The 23,748-nt window shown below is 66.4% G+C and carries 22 protein-coding genes; 15 read left to right on the top strand and 7 right to left on the bottom strand.

Annotated features, from left to right (window positions below; all coding sequences use genetic code 11):
- Positions 1–64 precede the first annotated feature (64 nt).
- The 4 genes from OXQ33_RS08395 to OXQ33_RS08410 are packed head-to-tail and all read left to right on the top strand — an operon-like array spanning position 65 to position 4,854.
- Positions 65–1,537, top strand: coding sequence for an efflux transporter outer membrane subunit (locus OXQ33_RS08395; RefSeq protein WP_267434226.1), 1,473 nt, complete (start codon positions 65–67; stop codon positions 1,535–1,537).
- Positions 1,537–2,913, top strand: coding sequence for an efflux RND transporter periplasmic adaptor subunit (locus tag OXQ33_RS08400; protein ID WP_267434227.1), 1,377 nt, complete (start codon positions 1,537–1,539; stop codon positions 2,911–2,913). Before OXQ33_RS08395 ends, OXQ33_RS08400 begins: the two co-directional genes overlap by 1 nt.
- Positions 2,903–3,649, top strand: a complete 747-nt coding sequence (locus OXQ33_RS08405) for an ABC transporter ATP-binding protein (protein ID WP_267434228.1) — start codon at positions 2,903–2,905, stop codon at positions 3,647–3,649. Before OXQ33_RS08400 ends, OXQ33_RS08405 begins: the two co-directional genes overlap by 11 nt.
- Positions 3,649–4,854 (top strand): ABC transporter permease, encoded by a 1,206-nt coding sequence (locus OXQ33_RS08410; protein WP_267434229.1) that lies wholly within the window; start codon positions 3,649–3,651, stop codon positions 4,852–4,854. Before OXQ33_RS08405 ends, OXQ33_RS08410 begins: the two co-directional genes overlap by 1 nt.
- Here OXQ33_RS08410 and OXQ33_RS08415 read toward each other — a convergent pair.
- From OXQ33_RS08415 to OXQ33_RS08435, 5 genes are read right to left on the bottom strand one after another with little or no spacing between them, the layout of a single operon-like run.
- Positions 4,823–5,446 (bottom strand): nucleotidyltransferase family protein, encoded by a 624-nt coding sequence (locus tag OXQ33_RS08415; RefSeq protein ID WP_267434230.1) that lies wholly within the window; start codon positions 5,444–5,446, stop codon positions 4,823–4,825. The genes OXQ33_RS08410 and OXQ33_RS08415 overlap by 32 nt on opposite strands.
- The gene (locus tag OXQ33_RS08420) at positions 5,433–6,356 is read right to left on the bottom strand and encodes an XdhC family protein (RefSeq protein WP_267434231.1); all 924 of its coding nucleotides are present in this window, start codon (positions 6,354–6,356) and stop codon (positions 5,433–5,435) included. Before OXQ33_RS08420 ends, OXQ33_RS08415 begins: the two co-directional genes overlap by 14 nt.
- Positions 6,356–8,596, bottom strand: coding sequence for a xanthine dehydrogenase family protein molybdopterin-binding subunit (locus OXQ33_RS08425; protein ID WP_267434232.1), 2,241 nt, complete (start codon positions 8,594–8,596; stop codon positions 6,356–6,358). The genes OXQ33_RS08420 and OXQ33_RS08425 overlap by 1 nt, the downstream gene beginning before the upstream one ends.
- A 4-nt stretch (positions 8,597–8,600) precedes the next feature.
- The gene (locus OXQ33_RS08430) at positions 8,601–9,584 is read right to left on the bottom strand and encodes a xanthine dehydrogenase family protein subunit M (RefSeq protein ID WP_267434233.1); all 984 of its coding nucleotides are present in this window, start codon (positions 9,582–9,584) and stop codon (positions 8,601–8,603) included.
- The gene (locus OXQ33_RS08435; protein WP_267434234.1) at positions 9,581–10,117 is read right to left on the bottom strand and encodes a 2Fe-2S iron-sulfur cluster-binding protein; all 537 of its coding nucleotides are present in this window, start codon (positions 10,115–10,117) and stop codon (positions 9,581–9,583) included. Before OXQ33_RS08435 ends, OXQ33_RS08430 begins: the two co-directional genes overlap by 4 nt.
- 113 nt (positions 10,118–10,230) lie before the next feature.
- Between OXQ33_RS08435 and OXQ33_RS08440 the strand changes: the two genes are divergently transcribed.
- The gene (locus tag OXQ33_RS08440; RefSeq protein WP_267434235.1) at positions 10,231–11,229 is read left to right on the top strand and encodes a glycerophosphodiester phosphodiesterase; all 999 of its coding nucleotides are present in this window, start codon (positions 10,231–10,233) and stop codon (positions 11,227–11,229) included.
- Positions 11,230–11,239: 10 nt separating this feature from the next.
- Complete coding sequence (locus OXQ33_RS08445) at positions 11,240–11,554, top strand: hypothetical protein (protein ID WP_267434236.1); 315 nt, start codon at positions 11,240–11,242, stop codon at positions 11,552–11,554.
- Here the strand turns inward: OXQ33_RS08445 and OXQ33_RS08450 are convergent.
- Together OXQ33_RS08450 and OXQ33_RS08455 are read right to left on the bottom strand one after the other, a co-directional pair.
- Positions 11,541–12,248, bottom strand: a complete 708-nt coding sequence (locus tag OXQ33_RS08450) for an alpha/beta fold hydrolase (protein ID WP_267434237.1) — start codon at positions 12,246–12,248, stop codon at positions 11,541–11,543. The genes OXQ33_RS08445 and OXQ33_RS08450 overlap by 14 nt on opposite strands.
- Positions 12,239–12,934, bottom strand: coding sequence for a TIGR02117 family protein (locus OXQ33_RS08455; protein WP_267434238.1), 696 nt, complete (start codon positions 12,932–12,934; stop codon positions 12,239–12,241). The genes OXQ33_RS08450 and OXQ33_RS08455 overlap by 10 nt, the downstream gene beginning before the upstream one ends.
- A gap of 14 nt (positions 12,935–12,948) precedes the next feature.
- Between OXQ33_RS08455 and phhA the strand changes: the two genes are divergently transcribed.
- The 9 genes from phhA (at position 12,949) to odhB (ending at position 23,703) form a co-directional block, all read left to right on the top strand.
- Positions 12,949–13,818 (top strand): phenylalanine 4-monooxygenase, encoded by an 870-nt coding sequence (phhA, locus tag OXQ33_RS08460; RefSeq protein ID WP_267434239.1) that lies wholly within the window; start codon positions 12,949–12,951, stop codon positions 13,816–13,818.
- A 143-nt stretch (positions 13,819–13,961) separates the two neighbouring features.
- Positions 13,962–14,537: an ATP-dependent Clp protease proteolytic subunit gene (locus OXQ33_RS08465; RefSeq protein ID WP_267434240.1), complete on the top strand. Its 576-nt coding sequence runs from the start codon at positions 13,962–13,964 to the stop codon at positions 14,535–14,537.
- A 108-nt stretch (positions 14,538–14,645) separates the two neighbouring features.
- A complete protein-coding gene (locus OXQ33_RS08470) occupies positions 14,646–15,425 on the top strand; it encodes a succinate dehydrogenase iron-sulfur subunit (RefSeq protein WP_267434241.1) in 780 nt (259 codons plus the stop codon).
- A gap of 308 nt (positions 15,426–15,733) precedes the next feature.
- The gene (zapE, locus tag OXQ33_RS08475) at positions 15,734–16,870 is read left to right on the top strand and encodes a cell division protein ZapE (RefSeq protein ID WP_267434242.1); all 1,137 of its coding nucleotides are present in this window, start codon (positions 15,734–15,736) and stop codon (positions 16,868–16,870) included.
- 121 nt (positions 16,871–16,991) lie between these two features.
- On the top strand, positions 16,992–17,954 hold the full coding sequence (gene mdh, locus OXQ33_RS08480; RefSeq protein WP_058715168.1) for a malate dehydrogenase: 963 nt from the start codon (positions 16,992–16,994) through the stop codon (positions 17,952–17,954).
- A 60-nt stretch (positions 17,955–18,014) separates the two neighbouring features.
- Positions 18,015–18,311, top strand: coding sequence for a GIY-YIG nuclease family protein (locus OXQ33_RS08485; protein ID WP_267434243.1), 297 nt, complete (start codon positions 18,015–18,017; stop codon positions 18,309–18,311).
- Between the two features lie 53 nt (positions 18,312–18,364).
- Positions 18,365–19,249 carry a succinate--CoA ligase subunit alpha gene (gene sucD / locus OXQ33_RS08490; protein WP_267434244.1) on the top strand — a complete coding sequence of 295 codons (885 nt, stop codon included), beginning with the start codon at positions 18,365–18,367 and terminating at the stop codon, positions 19,247–19,249.
- 130 nt (positions 19,250–19,379) lie between these two features.
- Positions 19,380–22,358, top strand: coding sequence for a 2-oxoglutarate dehydrogenase E1 component (locus OXQ33_RS08495; protein ID WP_267434245.1), 2,979 nt, complete (start codon positions 19,380–19,382; stop codon positions 22,356–22,358).
- Between the two features lie 115 nt (positions 22,359–22,473).
- The gene (odhB, locus tag OXQ33_RS08500) at positions 22,474–23,703 is read left to right on the top strand and encodes a 2-oxoglutarate dehydrogenase complex dihydrolipoyllysine-residue succinyltransferase (RefSeq protein ID WP_267434246.1); all 1,230 of its coding nucleotides are present in this window, start codon (positions 22,474–22,476) and stop codon (positions 23,701–23,703) included.
- Positions 23,704–23,748 lie beyond the last annotated feature (45 nt).

Consider the following 23,748-nt stretch of genomic DNA (forward strand, 5'->3'; position numbering starts at 1 on the left):
TCCGTCACACTTTGCGACATAAACGCACTGGACGGGGCCGTAAGGGCGGGGCAGGTTCGCCGCCATGAAGCCTCGCGCCCGCGTCCTTCTCCTGGCCACAGCCGCCTTGTCCGGTTGTACGGTCGGCCCCGATTATCGTCCCGCCGCTCCCCAAGAGCTGGGGGTGCCCGCCAATTGGTCGGTGCCCGCCGCCAATGCGCAGGCACAGGACCTGACCCGCTGGTGGCGGTCGTTCGACGATCCGTTGCTCGCCGAACTGGTCGAGCAGGCGGTGGTCGCCAATACCGATGTGGTGCAGGCCGTCGCCCGGCTGCGACAGGCGCGTGAAAGCCTGATCCAGAGCCGCGCCTCGCTGCTGCCCACCGTATCGGGTTCGACCGGCTATCAGCGGAACGAGAATCTGGCGGGCGGCGGGCGCAGCTTCACTTTGCCCGACGGCACCGTGGTCGATACCGGCGGGGGCGGCAGCAACAGCTTCACCGTGGGTCTGTCGGCCAGCTATCAGCTTGGCCTGTTCGGCGAGGTTCGCCGCACAGTCGAGGCGACACGGGCGACCTATGAGGGCGCGGGGTTCAGCTATGCCGCGACGCTGCTGACCGTCGAGAGCGAGTTGGCGCGCAACTACATGCTGGCGCGCGCCTATCAGGCGCAGCTCGCCAATGCGCGGGCCAGCCTGGCCTTGCAGGACGATAATCTGGAGATCGCCGGTTTCCGCGTGCAGGCGGGCCTCGTTTCCTCGCTCGACGCCGAACAGGCGCGCGGCCAGCGCGCGCAGACCGCCGCGACCATCCCGTCGATCGAACAGCAATATAATGCCGCCGTCTCGCGGCTGGGCGTGCTGACCGCACAGGCGCCGGGGGCGCTCAAGGCCCGGCTGGAGGCGGGGCGGCCCATCCCCAAGGGTCCGGCGGTGATCGGCGTCGGCATCCCGGCGGAGATATTGCGCCGCCGCCCGGATGTCCGCGCGGCCGAGCGCAACCTGGCCGCCGCCACCGCGCGGATCGGGGTGGCGCAGGCGGCGCTCTATCCGGCGCTGGCCATATCGGGGAATATCAACACGGCGGCGACCAGCCTGGGCTCACTGGGCGACGCGATCACCGGCAGCCTGTTCGCCGGGCTGACACAGGCGATCTTCAACGGCGGTCGTCTGCGTTCGCAGGTCAGGAACGCGCAGGCCGTCGCCGATCAGAGCTATGCCGCCTATCAGGGCACCGTCCTGCTCGCGCTGGAGGATGTCGAGAATGCGATCGTCGCGCTCAACACCGCGCGCGAGAGGGAGCGGCAATTCGCCATCCAGCTCGACGCCGCGCGCAATTCGGCGATCCTGGCGCGCAGCCAGTATCGCTCCGGCCTGACCGACTTCACCACCCTGTCGCAACAGGAGGCCGCGTTGTTGAACGCCCAGAACGGGCTGGTTCAGGCCCGCTCCGACGCCGCCACCGCACAGGTCGCGCTCTTCGCCGCGCTGGGCGGCGGATGGGACGCCACCACCACTCCAGAAGCGCCGCCGCGCGCGACAACCCCGGACAACCGCTGATGGCCGACCAGACTCTCGACGATTTCCTGGGCGTGAAGCCGCAGCCGCGCTGGCGCAAATGGGTGCAGTGGGGCGTGGTGATCGTCGGCGTCGTGCTGCTCGCGCTGCTGCTGAAAAACTGTTTCGGCGGATCGAACGAGGCCGGCTATGCGACCGCGCCGGTGACGCGCGGCGACCTGACCGTCACCGTCTCGGCGACCGGCAAGCTGGCCCCGACGACCCAGGTGACGGTCGGCTCGCAGCTATCCGGTCTGGTCACCAGGGTGGTGGTCGATGTGAACGACCGGGTGAAGGCGGGCGAGGCGCTGGCGCTGATCGACCCCGAACAGATTGACGATCAGATCCGTGCGGGCCAGGCGACGCTGGCCGCCAATCAGGCCCAGGTGGCGCAGGCGCGCGCGACCGTGGCGGAGTCGCAGGCCCAACTCGCCCGGCTGGAGCAGGTCTATAAGCTATCCAACGGCCGCGTGCCCTCGGCAACCGAACTCCAGGCCGGGCGCGCCGATGCGCAGCGCGCGGTCGCCGCGCTTCGCGTCGCGGAGGCCAATGTCGCCGCCGCCCGTGCGCAGCTCGCCCAGTCGCAGACCCAGCGACAGCGCGCGATCATCCGCTCGCCCGTGTCGGGCGTGGTGCTGGCGCGCCAGGTCGATCCGGGGCAGACGGTCGCGGCGTCGTTCAACACGCCCACCCTGTTCGTCATCGCCGAAGACCTGACCCAGATGAAGCTGGAGGTCGCGATCGACGAGGCCGATGTCGGCGAAGTGAAGGTGGGGCAAAAGGCCAATTTCACCGTCGATGCCTTTCCGGGGCGGACCTTCCCCGCGACGATCACGCGGGTCGATCTGGGATCGAACCTGACGGTCAGCGCGGCGACCTCGTCCTCCTCGTCCTCGACCGCGAGCAGCACATCGACCACCGGCCAGGTGGTCAGCTACGCCGCCGACCTGACGGTCGCCAATCCCGACCTGCAACTGCGCCCCGGCATGACCGCGACCGCCGATATCGTCACGTCGGACAAGCGGAACGTCATGCTGATCCCCAATGCGGCGCTGCGTTTCCAGCCTTCGGACGGCGCGGGGCAGGGCGGCGGCGGCATTGCGGGCTCGCTGACCTTCCGCCCGCGCCGGGACCGTGCGGCGCGGACCGCGACCGTCCAGCGCGGCGCGACCCAGACCGTCTATGTCCGGGGCAATGACGGTAAGCCACAGGCGGTGCAGATCGTCACCGGCGACACCAACGGATCGATGACCGAGGTTCTGTCGGGCGGCCTCAAGCCCGGTATGCAGGTCATCACCGGACAACTCGCGGCGGGGCAGAGCACACCCGCCGGGGGTGGGCAGCGCCGTCAGGGCGGCGGGGGCGGCGGTGGCCGCTGACCTCCCCCTGATCAGCCTGCGCGGCGTCACCAAGACCTATGGCAGCGGTGCCACCCAGTTTCAGGCGCTGAAAGGTGTCGACCTGGACATCGCCGCCGGTGACTTCGTCGCGGTGATGGGCCCTTCGGGGTCGGGCAAGTCGACGACGATGAACATCCTGGGCTGTCTCGACGTGCCGAGCGGGGGCAACTTCCTGTTCCGCGGCCATGCCGTCGAGACGCTGGACCGCGACCAGCGCGCGATGCTGCGGCGCCGTTACCTCGGCTTCGTGTTCCAGGGGTTCAATTTGCTTTCGCGCACCACCGCGCTGGAGAATGTCGAACTGCCTTTGCTCTATCGCGGCGAGGACAAGAAGACCCGGCGCGATATGGGCATGGCGGCGCTGGAGAAGGTCGGGCTCGACCAATGGTGGGATCATACCCCCGCCGAACTGTCGGGCGGACAGCAGCAGCGCGTGGCGATTGCGCGCGCCATCGTGACCAGCCCCGACGTGCTGCTCGCCGACGAGCCGACCGGCAATCTCGATTCCGAACGCTCGGTCGAGATCATGGAATTGCTCACCGGGCTGAACCAGGACAGCGGCATCACCGTGTTGATGGTCACGCACGAGCCCGACATGGCAGCGTTCGCGCGCACCGTCATCCACTTCAAGGACGGGCTGGTCGATCGGATCGAAGCGCAGCACCGGCCTGGCGTCGTGCCGGACATGGCCCCGTTTGACAGGGATGGGCACTGATGTTCGGCACCACGCTCATCCTCGCGATCCGCTCGATCAGGCGGCATGTGCTGCGCTCGTTCCTGACGACGCTCGGCATCATCATCGGCGTCGGCGCGGTCGTGACCATGGTGACGCTGGGCAAGGCGACGACGGCGGCGGTGCAGCAGTCCATCTCGTCGCTGGGTACCAACATCCTTCAGGTGCGCCCCGGCCAGGGCTTCGGGCGCGGCGGCGGCGGCCCGCGTCCGCCCGACTTCAAGCCCGAGGATGTCGAGGCGATCGCCGATCAGATCGCGGGCGTGACGGCGGTCGCCCCGCAGGCGCAGACTACGGCCACCGCCATCTATGAGGGCGCGAACTGGTCGACCACGGTGACGGGCACGACGCTCGCCTATTTCACCGTCCAGCCCTGGCCGCTGGCATCGGGGCGGCTCTGGACCCCGGCGGAGGAAGCGTCGGGCAAGGCGGTGTGCATTATCGGCAATACCGTCCGCAAGAACCTGTTCCCCAGCACCGATGCGGTCGGCAAACGCTTCCGCATCGGGGCGATCAGTTGCGACGTGGTCGGCGTGCTGACCACGCGCGGGCAGGGCGGCTTCGGCGACCAGGACGATGTCGTCCTGATGCCGATCAAGGCGGTGCAGCGGCGCTTCACCGGCAGCCGCGACATCCGACTGATGCTGGTCGGGGTCGACCAGGCTTATCAGACCAGCGCGGTGCAGGCCTCGCTCACCGACCTGCTGCGCGAGCGACGCACCATCACCGGCGGCAAGGAAGACGATTTCAACATCTTCGACACCAAGCAGATCAGCGATACGCTGACCAGCACGACGACGATGCTGACCCGGATCGTCGCGGCGGTGGCGGCGATCAGTCTGGTGGTGGGCGGGATCGGCATCATGAACATCATGCTGGTGTCCGTTACCGAGCGGACGCGCGAGATCGGTATCCGCCTGGCGATCGGCGCGGTCGCGCGCGAAGTGCTGATGCAGTTCCTGGTCGAGGCGGTGGTGCTGTCCTGTCTGGGCGGGATCATCGGGCTGGTGCTGGCGCAGGCGATCATCGCCGCACTGGTGCCGATCATGCAGGTGCCGTGGACCTTCGACCTTCAGATCAACATCATCGCCTTCGCCATTTCGGCGGTGATCGGGGTGGTGTTCGGCTATTTCCCGGCGCGGCGGGCGGCGGCGCTCAATCCGATCGATGCGCTCCGCCACGAGTGATCTTGCGCTCGGGGGCGTGAACCAGTTGGCGCAGCCGTTCCAGATCCTCGGGCGTGTCGATGTCGATCAACTCGGCGGGCGCGGTCACGACATGCCGCCCGCCCGCGACCAGCGCGCGTGCGCCCTCATCGCCTTCCAGCTTGAGCAGCGCCTCGAACCGGCCTGAGCCGAATATGCCGGGTGGGGTGGGATGCTCGCCATTGCTCGACACCACCACCGCGTCGGGGCCCTCAAAGGCATCGAACAGGCGATAGATATGCGCCGCCGTCACGCGCGGCATATCGGCCAACGCGACCAGGATCGCCCTGGGCGATGTCTTCATCGCCTCGCGCACGCCCAGTTGCAGCGAGTGCGACAGGCCCTGGCCGACATCGGCATTGTGGATGGGGCGGTAGCCGCGCGAGGCGAAGTCCAGTCGGCAGCCGTCGGTCACGACGATCCGGTCGGCAAAGGCGATGCTTTCCAGCGCGGTGGTGACGTGGAAGCCGACCGGTTTGCCGAGAAACTCGGCCTCCAGCTTGTTGTCCATCCCGAAACGGCTCGATCGCCCCGCCGCGAGCAGGACCAGAACCACATCCTCAGCGTCGATCATGAAAGGCTCCGATCATCGCCGCCGCGATCGACAGGGCGATCTCGGACGGACCGATCGCACCGATGTCCAGGCCGACAGGGCCGTCGATCCGGTCGATCGCTGACAAGGAAACGCCCATCGCCGCCAGACGCTCCCGCCGCGCCGCATGGCTGCGCCGACTGCCCAAAGCGCCGACATAGGCGGTGTCATGGGCCAGCGCGGCGACCAGGGCGGGGTCGTCGATCTTGGTATCGTGGCTGAGCGTCACGACGGCGGTGGCGGGGCCGGGGGCATAGGCGGCGACCGCCTCGTCGGGCCAGCGATCGTCCAGCGTGACGCCGGGGAAGCGCTCCTCGGTCAGGAAGCGTGCGCGCGGGTCGATGACGGTGGTGGCGATGCCCAGCGTCTGCGCCAGTTGCGCCAGGCTCTGCGCGATCTGCACCGCACCGACGATCAGCAAGCGGCGCGGCGGGTCGTAGCGGTTGGCGAAGACCTCACCCGTCTCGATCGGTCGAAGGTCCGAATGGCCGGTGGCAAGGTCGGTGGTGACGGTCAGCGACCGGCCCGCCTCGCGCGCCTCGACGATACGATCGAACAGTTCCGGGTCGAAGCCGTCTGCCGACACACGCTGCACCATCACCGCGATCTCGCCGCCGCAGGGCAGGCCGACCTCCCAGGCGGAAGCATCCGCCACGCCGTAGCGCTTCACTTGGAAGGGCGCGCCGCCGATCACCTCGGCGGCGGTGTGGAGGATGTCGTTCTCGACGCAACCGCCCGACACCGACCCCTCGAACCGGCCATCGGCGTGGACGAGCATATGGCTGCCGCGCGGACGGGGTGCCGACCCCCAGGTCGACACCACCGTCGCGATCGCCATCGGCTCGCCCCGCCATTCCTTCGCGGCGGCGAGGACGCTGTCATTCTCGCTCATCAAAGCGCCGGTAGATGGTCGAGCAGCTTGTCGAGCGTCACCGGCATCTCGCGCACCCGGATGCCGGTGGCGTTGTAGATGGCGTTGACCACCGCCGGGGCCGCGCCGGAAATGCCCAGCTCGCCGATCCCCTTGGCGTGGATCGGATTGGCGTGGATGTCTCGCTCGTCGAGGAAATGAACTTCCAGCTGGGGCACATCGGCATTCACCGGCACATGATATTCGGCCAGGTCGTGATTCACCAGCTTGCCGGTGCGCGGGTCGTGGATCAGCTCTTCGGTCAGCGCGGTGCCGATGCCGAAGGTCATGCCGCCCAGGCATTGCGAGCGCGCGGTCTTGGCGTTGAGCACCCGCCCCGCCGCGAACACGCCCAGCATCCGCCGGACGCGCACCTCGCCGGTGACGACATTGACGCCGACCTCGGCGAAATGCGCGCCGTAGCTGGCCTGGTTGAACTGCTTCTCCTGCGCGCCCGGCTTGATCTCTCCGATCGCGGACAGGCCATCCTTGCCGACCAGTTCGGCCAGCGGCACCGAACGATTGTCCCCGATCGCCATGCCGTCCTTGAGCGTCAGGCCGTCCGTATCGACGCCCATCGCCTTGGCCAGCTTCTCGCGCACGCGTTCCGCCGCGAGATACACCGCCGACCCAGCCGAGGCCGCGCCCCACGACCCGCCCGAGCCCGCCGCGGGGGGATCGTTGGTGTCGCCCAGCGCCATCGTGACCCTCTCGACCGGCAGGCCGAGGATTTCGGCCGCGATCTGCGCCATGATCGTATAGCTGCCGGTGCCGATATCGGTCATCGCCGAAGAGACGGTGGCGGTGCCATCGGGGTGGAGTTCGACCTTGGCGGCGGATTGCTGCAACTGGTTGGAGCGGCAGGCGGCGGCGACGCCCATGCCGATCAGCCAGTCGCCCTCGCGCCGCTGGCCGGGTGCCTGGCGCTGATCCCATCCGAAATGCTTCGCGCCTTCCTCCAGCGAGCGGGTCAGGTTGCGCGAGGAATAGGGGACCTTGAGTTCCGGGTCCTGCTGCGGATCGTTGACCTTGCGAAGGTCGATCGGGTCCATGCCGATCGCTTCGGCCAGTTCGTCCATGGCGCATTCCATGCCGACCATGCCCACCGCCTCGCCCGGCGCGCGCATCGAGCCCGACAGCGTCCAGTTCAGCCGGACCACGTCATGGTTGATCCGCCGATTCTCGCCACCATAGAGAAAGTGGGTGCCGATCCCGACGGGCTCGAAGAAATCCTCGTCCGGCAGGTTGGAGGTGATGGATTCGTGGCCAAGCGCGACGATGCGGCCGCCCGCCTCCGCCCCCAGCCGCATCCGCTGTTCGGTGTTGGAGCGGCGGACGGTCGCGTCGAACACCTGCTGGCGCAGCATCACCGCTTTCACCGGGCGGTTCAGCCGCTTGGCGGCGATGGCGGCGGCGACACTCTCCGGCGCGATGCCCAGCTTCGACCCGAAGCCGCCGCCGATATAGCGCGAGATGATCCGCACCTTGGATTGCGCGACTCCCAGCGCCTTGGCGAGCTGCTGCGCGTCGGAAGTCGGCATCTGGTATGCGCCGTACAGCGTCAACGCGCCGTCCTCCCACACCGCGATTGAGGCATGGGGTTCCATCGCGGCGGAGTTTTGGCTGGGGGTGGTGTAGGTCACGTCGACCTTCACCGCCGCATTCTCGAACGCCTGATCGAAATCGCCCTGATCGTAATGGCCCTTGATCAGGCCGTCGGGGGCGGGTTCGGCCTTGTCCTTGTTCGCCTCATAGTCGAACGCGCCGTCGTCGAGCGGTTCGTAATCGACCTTCAGTCGCTTGGCCGCATCGCGCGCGACCTCGAAGCTCTCGGCGACGACAATCGCGATGATCTCGCCGAAATAGTCGACGGTGCGCACGCCTTGGGTCGGGGCGTTCGTCTCGCCGCCCTGCTGCGAATTGCGGATGAAGCTGTCATAATCGGTGATCACGTCGATCACGCCGGGGATGGCCTTCACCACATCGGCATCGATCGACCTGATCTTGCCATGGCCGAAGCCCGCACTGACCAGCACGCCGTGCGCGATATTCTCGATGGCATATTCGGCGGCATAGGTGGCGGTGCCGGTCACCTTTTTCGGGCCGTCCACCCGGTCGAGCGGTTTGGAAATCACCCCCTGCACACCCGTGTCGAGCAGGCTGTCGGGGTGCGGCTGATTCATGGTCAGCGCGTTCGTGTCGTCCTTGCCGAATCCGAACATGGGATCAGCCCTCCTGCGTCAGTTCACGGAGCGTCGCGATCAGCGTGCGGCGCGTCAGCGGAATCTTGAAATCGTTCGAGCCATAGCCCCGGGCGTCCGCCAGCAGCGCATCGGCGGCGGCGTTGAACGCCGTGTCGCTGGGGGCCTGCCCGACCAGTGCCTGCTCCGCCGCCTCGTTCCGCCACGGCATGGGGCCGAGCCCCCCGAACGCCAGTCGCGCCGAGGCGATCCTGCCATCCTCGACCGCGACGATTCCGGCGATCGATACGAGCGCAAAGGCATAGGATGCCCGGTCGCGGACCTTGCGATAGGTCTGCTTTCCCTTTGGCGCGGGGGGCAGTTCGACATGGGTGATGAGTTCGCCCGGCGCCAGCACCGTCTCGATCTCCGGCGTCGCTCCCGGCAGGCGATAGAATTCGCCGATCCCGATGCGGCGGCGGTCGCCATCGGGCTTCTGGGTGATGATCACCGCCTCCAGCGCGCGCATGGCGACGGCCATGTCGCTGGGATGGGTTGCGATGCACTGGTCCGAGGTGCCGAGGATCGCGAGGATGCGGTTCTCGCCGCCGATCGCCGAACAGCCGCTGCCGGGATCGCGCTTGTTGCAGGGGGTGGCGGGGTCGTAGAAATAATAGCAACGGGTCCGCTGGAGCAGATTGCCGCCGGTCGACGCCTTGTTGCGCAACTGCCCCGAGGCCCCCGCCAGCAACGCGCGGGAGAGGACCGGGTAACGCTCGATCACCCGCGCATCGGCCGCCAGGTCGCTATTGGGCACCAGCGCGCCGATGGTCAGCCCGCCATCCTCGCGCTCCTCGATCTCGGTCAGGGCGAGGCGGCTGATATCGACCAGCGTATCGGGCGTCTCGACCTGCAATTTCATCAGGTCGAGCAAATTGGTCCCGCCCGCGATGAAGCGTGCGCCCGGCACCGCGCCGTCGCGGGTGGCGGTGCCGATGCTGTCGGCGCGGGCATAGTCGAAGAGTTTCATGCCGCGACCTCCCGGCCCACATCCTCATTGGGATTTCGGTCGCCCTGTCCCGCCACTTCGCGGATCGCGTCGACGATATTGGGATAGGCGGCGCAGCGGCACAGATTGCCGCTCATCCGCTCGGAAATTTCTTCCACCGTCAGCTCGGCATGGCCCAGATCCTCGGTGACATGGCTGGGCCAGCCCTTCGCAACCTCGGCCAGCATCCCCACCGCTGAGCAGATTTGGCCCGGCGTGCAATAGCCGCACTGGAATCCGTCATGCCGGACGAAGGCGTCCTGCAGGGGGTGGAGGTTGCCCGGCTGGCCCAGTCCCTCGATCGTGGTGATCTCGTCATCCTGATGCATCACGGCCAGCGTCAGGCAGCTATTCACCCGCCGCCCGTTGACCAGCATGGTGCACGCGCCGCACTGTCCGTGATCGCACCCCTTCTTGGAGCCGGTCAGCCCCAGATGTTCGCGACACAGATCGAGCAGCGAGGTGCGGACATCGACGTCGATGTCATGCGATTGACCATTGATTGTGAAATGCATCGGGGCATCCCCTTGGGATTACTGTCGGATGAACAAACGTCATGAATCACTTGCGTTTCCCGTTGCGAACCACTCTCATTGCCGCAGCACTCGTCATGGGGCAGGGTGAGGCCATGTCCGCCGACCGTTCCAAGCCGCTGTCGTCCCCCATCGTCATCGCGCATCGCGGGGCGAGCGGGGAGCGGCCCGAGCACACGCTGGCCGCCTATGACCTCGCGATCCGCGAGGGGGCCGATGTGATCGAGCCTGATCTGGTGCCGACCAAGGACGGTCATTTGGTCGCGCGGCACGAGAACGAGATTTCGGGGACCACCGATGTCGCGTCGCATCCCGAATTCGCCGACCGAAAGACGACCAAGACGATCGACGGGCTGAGCGAGACCGGCTGGTTCACCGAGGATTTCACCCTGGCCGAGTTGAAGACCCTGCGCGCTCGCGAACGGCTGCCGCAGCTTCGCTCGACCGCTTATGATGGCCAGTTCGAAATCCCGACGCTGGAGGAGATCATCGCGCTCGCCAAGCAGCGGTCGAAGGAGACGGGCCGCATCATCGCCATCTATCCCGAGACCAAGCATCCGACCTATTTCGCGAGCATCGGCAAGGGCACCGACGCGCCGCTGGTCGCCGCGCTGACCAAGGCGGGATGGACTACGGCGGACGCACCGGTCTTCATCCAGTCGTTCGAGGTGCAGAACCTCCAGCATCTGAAGACGATGACCGGCATCCGCCTGATCCAGCTCGTCGCTGCCGAGGACGGCCCGGCGGACAAGGCCGCGTCCAGCTATGCCGCGATGATGACGCCGGAAGGGCTGAAACAGGTTGCGACCTATGCCTGGGGCATTGGGCCGGACAAGGCGATGCTGTGGAACGGCGATGCACCCACCCATCTGGTGGCCGACGCCCATGCGGCGGGGCTCCGCGTCCATCCCTGGACTTACCGGGCGGAGAATCAGTTCGTGCGTCCCGCCTTTCGCCGGGGCAGCGATCCCAAGGCGCATGGCGATGTCGCGGGCGAAATCCGCGCCGCGCTGGGCCAGGGCATCGACGGTTTCTTCACCGATTTCCCGCTAATCGGGGTAGAAACGCGCAACGCCGTGTTGCGCCCTCATTGAAAGCCCCTTTATGCGTCACCTCGTCCTCAAGCTCGCCATCCTGACCCTGCCGCTCGCGACCGGGGGCTGCGTGAAGACGGTGACCAGCGTCGTGAAGGCGCCGTTCCAGGCGGCGGGGCAGGTGGTCGACTGGACGACGACCAGCCAGGATGAGGCGGACCGCAATTACGGCCGCAAGATGCGCAAGCAGGAAGCGCGCGAGGGCCGCGAACGCCGCGAATATGAGAAGCAGTGCCGCAAGCATCCCGAGCAGTGCCAGCAGAGTCCGCAGGGCCAACCCGCCAGCAGGGCTATGACGGCTACCGCGCCGGTTACTGACCACTGACGGGCGGCCATCCCGCCAGGATGGTCGCCACCGCCGCCAGCACCTGTGGCCGGTGCTGTACCCATAAATGGCTGGAGCGGACCTCGATCGCCGGTACCGAGTCGTCGCGGCAGATGATGCCCGACACCAGTCCGTCGCTCCGGCTCCAGATCGCGGCGGCGGGGCAGGGCAGCGGCCCCGCGATCGCGGCCGAGCGTGCGATGACGGCGGGATCGTCCACCCGCTCGCCGGTCAGCCGCTCGAAGGCGCGCCAGACATTGGTCGCCCGTGCCGGGCCCGCATAGGGCGAGGCGATGGTGATGACCCCCGCGACCAGATCGGGCCGGGCGTGCGCGACCATCCGGGCGATGATCCCGCCCAGGCTGATACCGATCAGCGTGACCGGCCCCGAATCGGCCAGCGCCTCGATCCGCGCGATCAGATGTTCGGCCTGGGGCCCGACGCTGCGCACGCCGAGATTGCGGCCCAGCCCCCAGCCATGGACGCGATAGCCCTTCGCCGTCAGATACCGCCGCAGAAACAGGGTCGCGCCATCGGTGTTCACCAGTCCCGGCAGCACCATTACCGTCCGCCCGTCCCCCCGCGGCGCGGCGGCGAGCATGTCCCGGTGCCGCCACCACGTCGCCCCCATCCACAGCGCGCGCGGCAGTTCGGCGGCCCAGAGCGCCTTGGAGGGCGGCGGGATCACAGCCATGCCATCACCGTCGAGGGAAAGGGTGTCCACCACCCCATCCGCACCCCCGCCGCCGCCAGCGCGTCGCCGGTCCAGCTGTTGCAGCTATGGACGGCGCTGTAACGGCCGTTCGCCGCATAGAAGGCGTCATAGACGTCATAGCCGGGATAATGCGGCCCGCCCCGCCGCCAACTCGCCTGGATGAACGCGACCAGACGGCGATAGGCGGGCGGCGAGAGGCGGATCATGCGCACATCGTCGCCATTGGCGCGTGGCAGCGGCAGATGGTCGACATGGATCAGCGTCCGGTCGCTGCCCAGCGCGGCGCGGATGATCGTCCCCGGTCGCACATCGCGCCAATGCGGCGTCTCGCGAAAGAATCCCGCCTCGCCCCAGCCGATCGCCAGATAGGGAAAGCCCGCATAGCGCGGATCGCGCAAATCTTCGGGGCGAGCCCAGTCGCGCCAGTCCACCCCCGCCGCTTGCTTCGGCACGATGATCGCAGTGTGGATCGCGCTCGACTCGACGAAGATGGTGACGGCGTCGGGCCCGGGGGCGGGCATCGCGACCGTCCGGCGGGGGATCGCGCCCAGGGCCAGCCCGATCGCCAAATAACCGAACAGGATCAGTCCGATCGCGGCCAGCAGACCCCTTGCAAGCCGGCCCAGCCGTCGCCACGATATGGTTTCATATGTCACCATCTTCATGATAGGCTCCGCGCATGGCACAGGATACCCATGTTCTCGCCGCCCCGCCCGAAGGCGCGGGGGCCGACTGGACCATCCCCCAGGGGTGGGAGCATTATACGGCAGAGGAGCATGCGACCTGGGATACCCTGTTCGCGCGCCAATCGAAACTGCTGCCGGGCCGCGCATCGGAGGCGTATCTGCGCGGGCTCGACGTGCTCAAGCTGTCGCGGCCGGGCATTCCCGATTTCGAGGAACTGTCCGAACGCCTGATGAAGCTGACCGGGTGGCAGGTGGTCGCGGTGCCGGGGCTGGTGCCGGACGACGTGTTCTTCGACCATATGGCCAATCGCCGCTTCGTCGCGGGGAATTTCATTCGGCGGCCCGACCAGCTCGATTACCTTCAGGAACCGGACGTCTTCCATGACGTGTTCGGCCATGTGCCGATGCTCGCCGATCCGGTCTTTGCCGATTATCTGGCGGCCTATGGGCGCGGTGGGCAGCGGGCGCTGGGCATGGATGCGCTGAAATATCTCGGGCGGCTCTATTGGTACACGGTCGAGTTCGGGCTGGTGCGCGAGGATGGGGATTTGCGGATCTATGGCGCGGGCATCGTGTCGAGCTATTCGGAGAGCCGCTTCGCGCTGGAGGACTCCAGTCCCCACCGGATCGGCTTCGACCTCGCCCGGGTGATGCAGACGGAGTATCGGATCGACGACTTCCAGCAGAATTATTTCGTGATCCCGAGTTTCGAGGCGTTGCTGCGGACGACGCTGGAGGCGGACTTCGCGCCGCTTTACGACGAGATCAGGGCGATGCCCGATATTCCCGTGGCGGAGATCGTGCCGGGGGATCAGGTGATCACTCACGGCACCCAGGACTATGCTCGGGCGAAGGGCGGATAGGGTTTCCCTTGGGCTTCGACTTCGCTCAGCCTGAACGGAAGTGGGGGATGGGGCTGGGTAACGAACGCCGTTCAGCCTGAGCGAAGTCGAAGGCCACGCCCCGACGCAAGGAACCTTCTCCCGCGCTCCCGGTTCGCACGGCCATGCATGACCAACCCAACAACGCGGTGAATTACCCGCTGCTCGCCCAGCCCCATATCCAGCTTTACGGCACCGTCGACGAGGTGATGTATGCCGGATTCAAGGACCAGCTCGCCGCCGCGCCGACCGACGGCCCGCTCGTGGTGTCGATCACCACGCTGGGCGGCGACCCCGAAATGGCGCGGGCGATGGGCGACTCGATCCGGTTGCTGCGCGACTATACCGGGCGTGAGACGCTCTTCCTGGGCAAGGTCGCGGTCTATTCGGCGGGGGCGACCTTCATGTCGGCCTTTCCGGTCGAGCATCGCTTCTTGACGCGCGGCACCCGGTTGATGTTGCACGAGCGCCAGATGTCGGGCTCCATCGACCTGTCGGGGCCGCTGACCAACCTGCCGGTCGTGCTCAAGGCCAAGCTGCACGAGATCGAGCAGTCGGTGCTGATCCAAGAGGAAGGGTTTCGTGCCATCGTCAACGGGTCGAAAGTGACCTTCGAGACGCTTCAGGAGAAGGCGCGGAGCAACTGGTATATCGACGCGGAGGAGGCGCGCGACCTGGGCCTCGTGCTTGATGTGATCTGAGGCAGCGCTTAAATCGGTCAAGACATTTGCGACAAGCGCCCCTGTCATGTATCGGCGGGGGCGATCCTTTGCCGACAGCCTGTCGGCCCATCCAGCGGGTTTGTGACCATGGCCGAATTTGCCCTGCCGAAGAACAGCGTCATCAAGAAGGGCGAAACGCACAACGCGACCACCTCGGGCCGCATCAAGAAGTTCAAGGTCTATCGCTACGACCCCGATTCGGGTCAGAACCCGCGCTACGACACGTTCGAGGTCGATCTGGACGAGTGCGGCCCGATGGTGCTCGACGCGCTCATTAAGATGAAGGCGGAGCAGGACAGCTCGCTGACCTTCCGCCGTTCGTGCCGCGAGGGCATTTGCGGATCGTGCGCGATGAACATCGACGGTCGCAACGGTCTGGCCTGCACCACCGCGATCGAGGATGTGAAGGGCACCGTTCAGATCACGCCTTTGCCGCACATGGATGTGGTCAAGGATCTGGTCCCCGACTTCACCCATTTCTACGCGCAATATGCTTCGATCAAGCCGTGGCTCCAGACCGTTTCGCCCGCTCCCTCGGGCAAGGAGCGGCTCCAGTCGCCGGACGACCGCGCGAAGCTGGACGGTCTGTACGAGTGCATCCTGTGCGCCTGCTGCTCGACCTCGTGCCCCAGCTATTGGTGGAATTCGGACAAGTTCCTCGGCCCGGCGATCCTGCTCCAGGCCTATCGCTGGCTGGCGGACAGCCGCGACGAGATGACCGGCGAGCGTCTGGACGAGCTGGAGGATCCCTTCCGCCTGTACCGCTGCCACACGATCATGAACTGCGCGAATGTCTGCCCCAAGGGCCTGAACCCGGCCAAGGCGATCGCCGAGATCAAGAAGATGGAAGCCGAGCGGATCATCTGATCCGGTTGCTTTCGATGGAAACGAGAAGGGGGTCGGAAACGGCCCCCTTTTCTTTTTCCTCCCCAAGCTTGCTTGGGGAGGGGTGTGCGGGCGAGATTGTGCCCCCGGCACAATCTTGGCTTGCCTGGGGCAAGCCAAAGCTCGCACACGCGCAAGCGATGGTGGAGGGGCCTGCCCTCACCCTTCCCACCCGCTTTCGCGGGCGGGCCCCTTCCCTCTCCCAGCGGGAGAGGGAGGGAGGCGCGAAGCGCCGGAAGGGTGAGGGCAGGGGGTTGACGCCGGTTACTCCAGGGCAGACATCACCCCCAATGCCCGATATCCTGAACGCCTATCGCCGCTTGGTCGCCGCCGAAGAACTCCGCCCCGATCCCGAGCAGGCCGCTGCTGCCGCGCGTCTCGAAACCTTGGCTACCGAGCTCGAGGCGCATGAAAGTCGCAAGAAGCCCAATTTCCTAGAGCGTTGGTTCACCACCAGCGCGGTGAAGATCCCCCGCGGCGTCTACCTCTGGGGCGATGTGGGCCGCGGCAAGTCGATGCTGATGGACCTGTTCTTCGACCATGTCGCGGTCGAGGCCAAGCGCCGCGTCCATTTCGCCGAGTTCATGCTGGAGGTCCACGCCCGCATCGCTACCGAGCGCGCCAAGCAGGCGGGTGAGCCGATCGCGCCCGTCGCCGCCGCGCTGGCGGAGGAAACCCGATTGCTGGCCTTTGACGAGATGATGGTCACCAACAGCCCCGATGCGATGATCCTGTCGCGGCTGTTCACCGCGCTGATTGAGGCGGGGGTGACGATCGTCACCACCTCGAACCGGCCGCCGAAAGACCTCTACAAGAACGGGCTCAACCGCGAGCATTTCCTGCCCTTCATCGCGCTGATCGAGGAGCGGCTGGACGTGCTGGCGCTCAACGGGCCGACCGACTACCGCCGCGACCGACTGGGGCGGCTCGACACCTGGCTGGTGCCCAATGGTCCCAAGGCGACGATGACCCTGTCGGCGGCGTTCTTCCGCCTGACCGACTATCCGGTCGAGGATGCCGCGCATGTGCCCAGCGAAGACCTGAAGGTCGGCGGACGCGTACTGCATGTGCCCAAGGCGTTGAAGGGCGTGGCGGTCTTCTCGTTCAAGCGGCTGTGCGGCGAGGCGCGGGGCGCGGCGGACTATCTGGCGGTGGCAAGGCGCTTCCACACCGTCATCCTGGTCGGCATCCCCAAGCTGGGGCCGGAGAATCGCAATGAGGCGGCACGCTTCGTCCAACTGATCGACGCGCTCTACGAACACAAGGTCAAGCTCCTCGCCGCAGCCGACGCCCAGCCTGCCGAACTCTACGAAACCGGCGATGGCCGGTTCGAGTTCGAGCGTACGATCAGTCGTCTCGAAGAGATGCGCTCCGAGGACTATCTGGCGCAAGGCCATGGCTCGGATGAAGGCGGGATGAACGCTTAATGCACTTGCGAACCATTATCGTTTAAAATCTTAAACTCTGTGGATTAGCGGTTGCCCCGACGCCTCAATAGGCGTAGGCCGCGTGACCAATCACGTACGTCCACTACGGAGTAGGATTGGAATGGCTCGCAAGAAGATCGCGCTGATCGGCGCCGGTAATATCGGCGGTACGCTGGCGCACCTCGCCGCGCTCAAGGGGCTGGGCGATATCGTCCTATTCGACGTCGTCGAAGGCGTGCCGCAGGGCAAGGCGCTCGACCTGTCGCAGTGCGGCCCGGTCGAAGGCTTCGACGCGAATATCAAGGGTTCCAACGACTACGCCGATATCGCGGGCGCCGATGTGATCATCGTCACCGCCGGTGTCGCGCGCAAGCCCGGCATGAGCCGCGACGACCTGCTCGGCATCAACCTGAAGGTGATGAAGGCGGTCGGCGAGGGTATCCGCGACAACGCCCCCGACGCCTTCGTGATCTGCATCACCAACCCGCTCGACGCGATGGTCTGGGCGCTGCGCGAATTCTCCGGGCTCCCGGCGAACAAGGTCGTCGGCATGGCGGGCGTGCTCGACTCGGCGCGCTTCTCGCACTTCCTCGCCGAAGAGTTCGGCGTGTCGGTGAAGGACGTGAACACCTTCGTGCTCGGCGGCCATGGCGACACCATGGTCCCGGTCCTCGAATATTCGACCGTCAGCGGCATCCCGGTCAGCGACCTGATCGAGATGGGCTTCTCGACCAAGGAAAAGGTCGACGAGATCATCAAGCGTACCCGTGGCGGCGGTGGCGAGATCGTCGCGCTGCTGAAGACCGGCTCGGCCTATTACGCGCCCGCCACCAGCGGCATCGCGATGGCTGAAGCCTATCTCTACGACCAGAAGCGCATCCTGCCGGCCGCCGCGCACCTGTCGGGTGAATATGGCATCGACAATCTCTATGTCGGCGTCCCCGTCGTGATCGGCGCCGGTGGTGTCGAGAAGGTCGTCGAGGTCAAGCTGTCGGACGAGGCGAAGGCCAACCTTCAGGTCTCGGTCGATGCGGTCAAGGAACTGCTCGTCGCCTGCAAGGGCATCGACGAGAGCCTGGCGTAATCAAGGGGTGAGCTACCACCCCGGCGAAAGCCGGGGGCCAGTGTGGGGGTGTCCTGCGCGATGGATGGTCCGGCCTATGTGTACATCATGGCCAACCGCCGAAACGGGACGATCTATATCGGGTCGACGATTAATCTGCCGAAACGGGCCTGGGAGCATCGGAACGGCGTCGTCGACGGGTTCACCAAGCGATATGGCTGTCATCTTCTCGTTTGGTACGAGGCGCATGACAGCTGGGAATTTGCACGGCAGCGCGAGCTGCGGATGAAAGAATGGAGACGGGACTGGAAGTTGCAGGAGATCGAAAAGCTCAATCCCCGCTGGGATGATCTTTACGATCAGATCGCATTTCCATGACCGTCTTCCCAACTGGACCCCGGCGTTCGCCGGGGTGGAAGGGCGATTAGCGAATGAGCATCCTCGTCAACAAGAACACCAAGGTCATCACCCAGGGCATGACGGGTGAGACCGGCACGTTCCACACCCAGCAGGCGCTGGCTTATGGCACCCAGATGGTCGGCGGCGTGACGCCGGGCAAGGGCGGCACCGAGCATATCGGCTTGCCGGTCTTCAACACCGTCGCCGAAGCCAAGTCGAAGACGGGCGCGGATGCGTCGGTCATCTACGTGCCGCCGCCCTTCGCGGCCGACTCGATCCTGGAGGCGATCGACGCGGAGATCCCGCTGATCGTCGCGATCACGGAAGGCATTCCGGTCCTCGACATGGTCAAGGTCAAGCGCGCCCTGTCGGGTTCCAAGTCGCGGCTGATCGGTCCGAACTGTCCGGGCGTGCTGACGCCGGGCGAGTGCAAGATCGGCATCATGCCGGGTTCGATCTTCAAGAAGGGCTCGGTCGGCGTCGTGTCGCGCTCGGGAACCCTGACCTATGAGGCGGTGTTCCAGACCTCGAATGCCGGTCTCGGTCAAACGACCGCGGTCGGTATCGGCGGCGACCCCGTCAACGGCACCAACTTCATCGACGTACTGGAGCTGTTCCTGGCCGACGAGGAAACCCAGTCGATCATCATGATCGGCGAGATCGGCGGCTCGGCGGAAGAAGAAGCCGCGCAGTTCCTGCGTGACGAAGCCAAACGTGGCCGTTCGAAGCCGATGGCCGGCTTCATCGCGGGTCGCACTGCGCCTCCGGGCCGTCGCATGGGCCATGCCGGTGCGATCGTGTCGGGCGGCCAGGGCGGCGCCGAGGACAAGATCGCGGCGATGGAAGCGGCCGGGATCAAGGTCGCGGCCTCGCCGTCGGAACTCGGCTCGACCCTGTTGTCGGTGCTGAACAAGTAAGGCGTATCGCGTCACCCCGGCACAACCGCCGGGGTCCGTGGCGGCAGGCGGGCCGCTCGCGGCTGCGGACCCCAGGCGGATGTGCCGGGGTGGCGATAGTTGATAAGACGGGCGGTCGAGGAAGCGTCTCATGGGCTACGAAGGCCAGGAATTCAGCGAAATCGCGGCGGGCGTCAGCCCCGCTTTCATCGAAACGCTCTATGCCAAGTACCAGGCCGACTCCGCGTCGGTCGATGCGGGCTGGCGCAGCTTCTTCGACGGTCTGGAGCAGGGCGTCGGCGCGCCGAGTTGGCAGAACAAGCGCTGGCCGCTGACCTCGACCGACGATCTGACGGCGGGCCTCGACCCGACCCAGATGGAACCGGCCCCCAAGCCTGCCAAGGGTGGCAAGCCCGCTCCGGCGGCCGCTGCGGCTGCCCCCTCGACCGCCGACATCGTCAAGGCGGCGGGCGACGCGATCCGCGCGCAGATGCTGATCCGCACCTACCGGGTGCGCGGTCACCTCGCGGCGAATCTCGATCCGCTCGGCCTGTCGGGCCTGCGCGAGTTGCCGGAAGATCTGAAGACCGAATATCACGGCTTCACCGACGCCGATCTCGACCGCAAGGTGTATCTGGGCGGCACGATGGGCTTCGAATGGGCGACCGTTCGCGAGCTGGTCGACACGCTGCGCAAGAATTACTGCGGCAATATCGGCCTGGAATATATGCACATCGCGGATGTGGAGGAGCGTCGCTTCCTCCAGGACCGGATGGAAGGCCAGGACAAGGCGATCGACTTCACCGTCGATGGCAAGAAGGCGATCCTGAACAAGGTCATCGAGGCCGAGCAGTGGGAAAAGTTCCTCGGCAAGAAATATGTCGGCACCAAGCGCTTCGGCCTGGACGGCGGCGAGTCGATGATCCCCGCGCTGGAATCGGTCATCAAATATGGCGGCCAGATGGGCGTGCGCGAGATCGTGTTCGGCATGGCGCATCGCGGCCGTCTGAACGTGCTGGCCAATGTGATGGCCAAGCCGCTGCGCGTGATCTTCCACGAATTCGCCGGTGGCTCGGCCAACCCCGATGAAATCGGCGGTTCGGGCGACGTGAAGTACCACCTGGGCACCTCGACCGATCGCGAGTTCGACGGCCACAAGGTCCATATGTCGCTGGTCGCCAACCCCTCGCACCTGGAGGCGGTGAACCCGGTCGTGCTGGGCAAGACCCGCGCGATCCAGACCATCGCCGACGACCTGACCGATCACTCGGCTTCGGTGCCGGTGCTGATCCATGGCGACGCGGCGTTCGCGGGGCAGGGTATCGTATGGGAATGCCTCGGCTTCTCGGGCATCCGTGGCTATAACACGGGCGGCTGCATCCACTTCATCATCAACAACCAGGTGGGCTTCACCACCAGCCCGCAGTTCGCGCGCTCCTCGCCCTATCCGTCGGACGTGGCCAAGGGCGTCCAGGCGCCGGTCTTCCACGTCAATGGCGACGATCCCGAGGCGGTGACCTTCGCCACCAAGATGGCGATCGAATTCCGCCAGAAGTTCCACCGCGACATCGTGATCGACATGTGGTGCTATCGCCGCTTCGGTCACAACGAAGGCGACGAGCCGGGCTTCACCCAGCCGCTGATGTACAACAAGATCCGCTCGCACCCCGGTGTCAGCGAAATCTACTCGAAGCGCCTCGTCGCCGAGGGTGTCGTGGACCAGGCCTGGGTCGACGAGAATATCAAGCAGTACACCACCCGTTGCGAAGGCGAGTTCGAGGCGGGGCAGAGCTACAAGCCCAACAAGGCCGACTGGTTCGCCGGTCGCTGGTCTGGTCTGTCGGCGCCCAAGGAGAGTGATCAGGGTCGCCGTAACGTGGAGACCGGCCTCGACAAGAAGCTGTTCGACGCGATCGGCCGCACGCTGACCACGATCCCGGAAGGCTTGCAGGTTCACAAGACGCTGAACCGCGTGCTGGATGCCAAGCGCCAGATGTTCGCCACTGGCGAGAATTTCGACTGGGCGACCGGCGAGGCTTTGGCCTTCGGCTCGCTGCTGTCGGAAGGCTATGGCGTGCGCCTGTCGGGCCAGGATTCGGGTCGCGGCACCTTCTCGCAGCGTCATGCGGTCTGGGTCGACCAGACCGACGAGCACAAGTATGTGCCGCTGAAGACCGTCGAGCATGGCAGCTTCGAGGTGCTGGACAGCCCGCTGTCCGAGTACGGCGTGCTGGGCTTCGAGTACGGCTATGCGCTGGCCGATCCCAAGACTTTGGTGCTGTGGGAGGCCCAGTTCGGCGACTTCGTCAACGGCGCGCAGATCATGATCGACCAGTTCATCACGAGCGGCGAGTCCAAGTGGCTGCGCGCCAACGGCCTCGTGATGCTGCTGCCGCATGGTTATGAAGGGCAGGGGCCGGAGCACAGCTCCGCGCGTCCCGAGCGCTTCCTGCAATCCTGCGCCAACGACAATATCCAGGTCGCGAACTGCACCACCCCGGCCAACTATTTCCACCTGTTGCGCCGCCAGATGCACCGCAATTTCCGCAAGCCCCTGATCGTCTTTACGCCCAAGTCGCTGCTGCGTCACAAGCTGGCGGTGTCGAAGGCCGAGGATTTCCAGGGCGAGAGCCACTTCCGCCGCCTGCTGTCGGACACCAACGGCGCGCCGGATGCGGAAACCACGCGTCTGGTCCTGTGCACCGGCAAGGTCGCCTATGACCTGATCGAGGCGCGCGACGCGGCGGGCGACACCACGACCCAGATCGTGCGCGTCGAGCAGCTCTATCCCTTCCCCAGCGATGCGCTGGCGAAGCGGATCGCGGCCATGCCCAAGCTGCAGGACGTGGTCTGGGCGCAGGAAGAGCCGAAGAACAACGGTTACTGGTTCTTCGTCGAGCCGCTGATCGAGGAGGCGCTGGCCGAGGCCGGGGCTTCGGTGAAGCGCGCCCGTTACGCCGGTCGCACGGCGGCGGCATCGCCCGCCACCGGCCTGATGAAGCGCCACACCGCCGAGCAGGGCGCGCTGGTCGCCGATGCGCTGGGCCATAATGTCCGCGAGGAAATCCGCCGGACGCGCGCCGAGGGCAGCAACACCACCGCCAAGCCGACCACGGCGGCGGCGGACTGATCGATCGATGAGTGCCCCGGTCCTTCGCGGGACCGGGGAGGGATGAAATCTGGCGCGGGCGTTTTGCCCGCCCGCGTAAGAACCCCGGTCGAAGGACCGGGTGGAGGAAATGGAAATGGCGACTGAAGTTCTGGTGCCGGTGCTGGGCGAATCGATCTCCGAAGCGACGCTCGGCGAATGGCTGAAGCAGCCGGGTGACGCGGTGGCGGTCGACGAGCCGATCGCGAGCCTTGAGACCGACAAGGTCTCGGTCGAAGTGCCCTCGCCGGTGGCGGGTGTCATGGGCGAGCATGCCGTGAAGGTCGGTGACACGGTGCAGGTCGGCGCGCTGCTGGCGACCGTCGATGCCGGTGGCTCGGCCCCGGCGAAGACCGAAGCGGCAGCCCCTGCCGCGACGGCTGCTCCGGCGGCTGCTCCGGCTCCCGCGGCTGCTCCGGCTGCCGACGAGTCGAGCGACTCGCCCGCCGCGCTGTCACCGTCGGTGCGTCGTGCGGTGCTCGAGCATGGTCTCGACCCGTCGACGATCAAGGGCACCGGCAAGGACGGCCGCATCACCAAGGAAGATGTCGCCGCCGCCGCCGCCAACAAGTCGAGCGCCCCGGCGCCTGCCGCCGCTGCTCCGGCTGCTGCCCCCGCCGGTTCGGCGCGCAAGGAAGAGCGCGTGAAGATGACGCGCCTGCGCCAGACGATCGCCAAGCGCCTGAAGGAAGCGCAGAACACCGCCGCGATGCTGACGACGTTCAACGACGTCGACATGACCGCGGTGATCGAGGCGCGTGCCAAGTACAAGGACCTGTTCGAGAAGAAGCACGGCGTCCGCCTGGGCTTCATGGGCTTCTTCGTGAAGGCCGCGACGATGGCGCTGAAGGACATTCCTTCGGTCAACGCCTCGATCGAGGGCGATGAGATCGTCTATCACGACTATGCCGACATCTCGGTCGCCGTCTCGGCTCCGAACGGCCTGGTCGTGCCGGTCATCCGCGATGCGCAGGACCTGACGGTTGCGGGTATCGAAAAGACGATCGGCGACTTCGGCAAGCGCGCCAAGGACGGCACGCTCAAGATGGAAGAGATGAAGGGCGGCACCTTCACCATCTCGAACGGCGGCGTGTTCGGCTCGCTGATGTCGACCCCGATCATCAACCCGCCCCAGTCGGCGGTGCTGGGCCTCCACCGTATCGAGGAGCGCCCGGTCGTCGTCGACGGCCAGATCGTCATCCGCCCGATGATGTACCTGGCGCTGTCCTATGACCACCGCATCATCGACGGCCGCGAGGCGGTGACCTTCCTCGTCGCGCTGAAGAACGCGATCCAGGATCCGACCCGCATCCTGATCGACCTCTGATCGTTTCGTGATCTATACGGGCCCTCGCAACCGCGAGGGTCCGTC

The sequence above is a fragment of the Sphingomonas sp. GM_Shp_1 genome, from assembly GCF_026540895.1.
GTDB lineage: Bacteria > Pseudomonadota > Alphaproteobacteria > Sphingomonadales > Sphingomonadaceae > Sphingomonas.

Coding starts and splice junctions, on each gene's coding strand:
- OXQ33_RS08395 (WP_267434226.1), top strand. CDS start 65: ATGAAGCCTCGCGCCCGCGTCCTTCTCCTGGCCACAGCCGCCTTGTCC.
- OXQ33_RS08400 (WP_267434227.1), top strand. CDS start 1,537: ATGGCCGACCAGACTCTCGACGATTTCCTGGGCGTGAAGCCGCAGCCG.
- OXQ33_RS08410 (WP_267434229.1), top strand. CDS start 3,649: ATGTTCGGCACCACGCTCATCCTCGCGATCCGCTCGATCAGGCGGCAT.
- OXQ33_RS08415 (WP_267434230.1), bottom strand. CDS start 5,446: ATGATCGACGCTGAGGATGTGGTTCTGGTCCTGCTCGCGGCGGGGCGA.
- OXQ33_RS08420 (WP_267434231.1), bottom strand. CDS start 6,356: ATGAGCGAGAATGACAGCGTCCTCGCCGCCGCGAAGGAATGGCGGGGC.
- OXQ33_RS08425 (WP_267434232.1), bottom strand. CDS start 8,596: ATGTTCGGATTCGGCAAGGACGACACGAACGCGCTGACCATGAATCAG.
- OXQ33_RS08430 (WP_267434233.1), bottom strand. CDS start 9,584: ATGAAACTCTTCGACTATGCCCGCGCCGACAGCATCGGCACCGCCACC.
- OXQ33_RS08435 (WP_267434234.1), bottom strand. CDS start 10,117: ATGCATTTCACAATCAATGGTCAATCGCATGACATCGACGTCGATGTC.
- OXQ33_RS08440 (WP_267434235.1), top strand. CDS start 10,231: ATGTCCGCCGACCGTTCCAAGCCGCTGTCGTCCCCCATCGTCATCGCG.
- OXQ33_RS08445 (WP_267434236.1), top strand. CDS start 11,240: ATGCGTCACCTCGTCCTCAAGCTCGCCATCCTGACCCTGCCGCTCGCG.
- OXQ33_RS08450 (WP_267434237.1), bottom strand. CDS start 12,248: ATGGCTGTGATCCCGCCGCCCTCCAAGGCGCTCTGGGCCGCCGAACTG.
- OXQ33_RS08455 (WP_267434238.1), bottom strand. CDS start 12,934: ATGAAGATGGTGACATATGAAACCATATCGTGGCGACGGCTGGGCCGG.
- phhA (WP_267434239.1), top strand. CDS start 12,949: ATGGCACAGGATACCCATGTTCTCGCCGCCCCGCCCGAAGGCGCGGGG.
- OXQ33_RS08465 (WP_267434240.1), top strand. CDS start 13,962: ATGCATGACCAACCCAACAACGCGGTGAATTACCCGCTGCTCGCCCAG.
- OXQ33_RS08470 (WP_267434241.1), top strand. CDS start 14,646: ATGGCCGAATTTGCCCTGCCGAAGAACAGCGTCATCAAGAAGGGCGAA.
- zapE (WP_267434242.1), top strand. CDS start 15,734: ATGCCCGATATCCTGAACGCCTATCGCCGCTTGGTCGCCGCCGAAGAA.
- mdh (WP_058715168.1), top strand. CDS start 16,992: ATGGCTCGCAAGAAGATCGCGCTGATCGGCGCCGGTAATATCGGCGGT.
- OXQ33_RS08485 (WP_267434243.1), top strand. CDS start 18,015: ATGGATGGTCCGGCCTATGTGTACATCATGGCCAACCGCCGAAACGGG.
- sucD (WP_267434244.1), top strand. CDS start 18,365: ATGAGCATCCTCGTCAACAAGAACACCAAGGTCATCACCCAGGGCATG.
- OXQ33_RS08495 (WP_267434245.1), top strand. CDS start 19,380: ATGGGCTACGAAGGCCAGGAATTCAGCGAAATCGCGGCGGGCGTCAGC.
- odhB (WP_267434246.1), top strand. CDS start 22,474: ATGGCGACTGAAGTTCTGGTGCCGGTGCTGGGCGAATCGATCTCCGAA.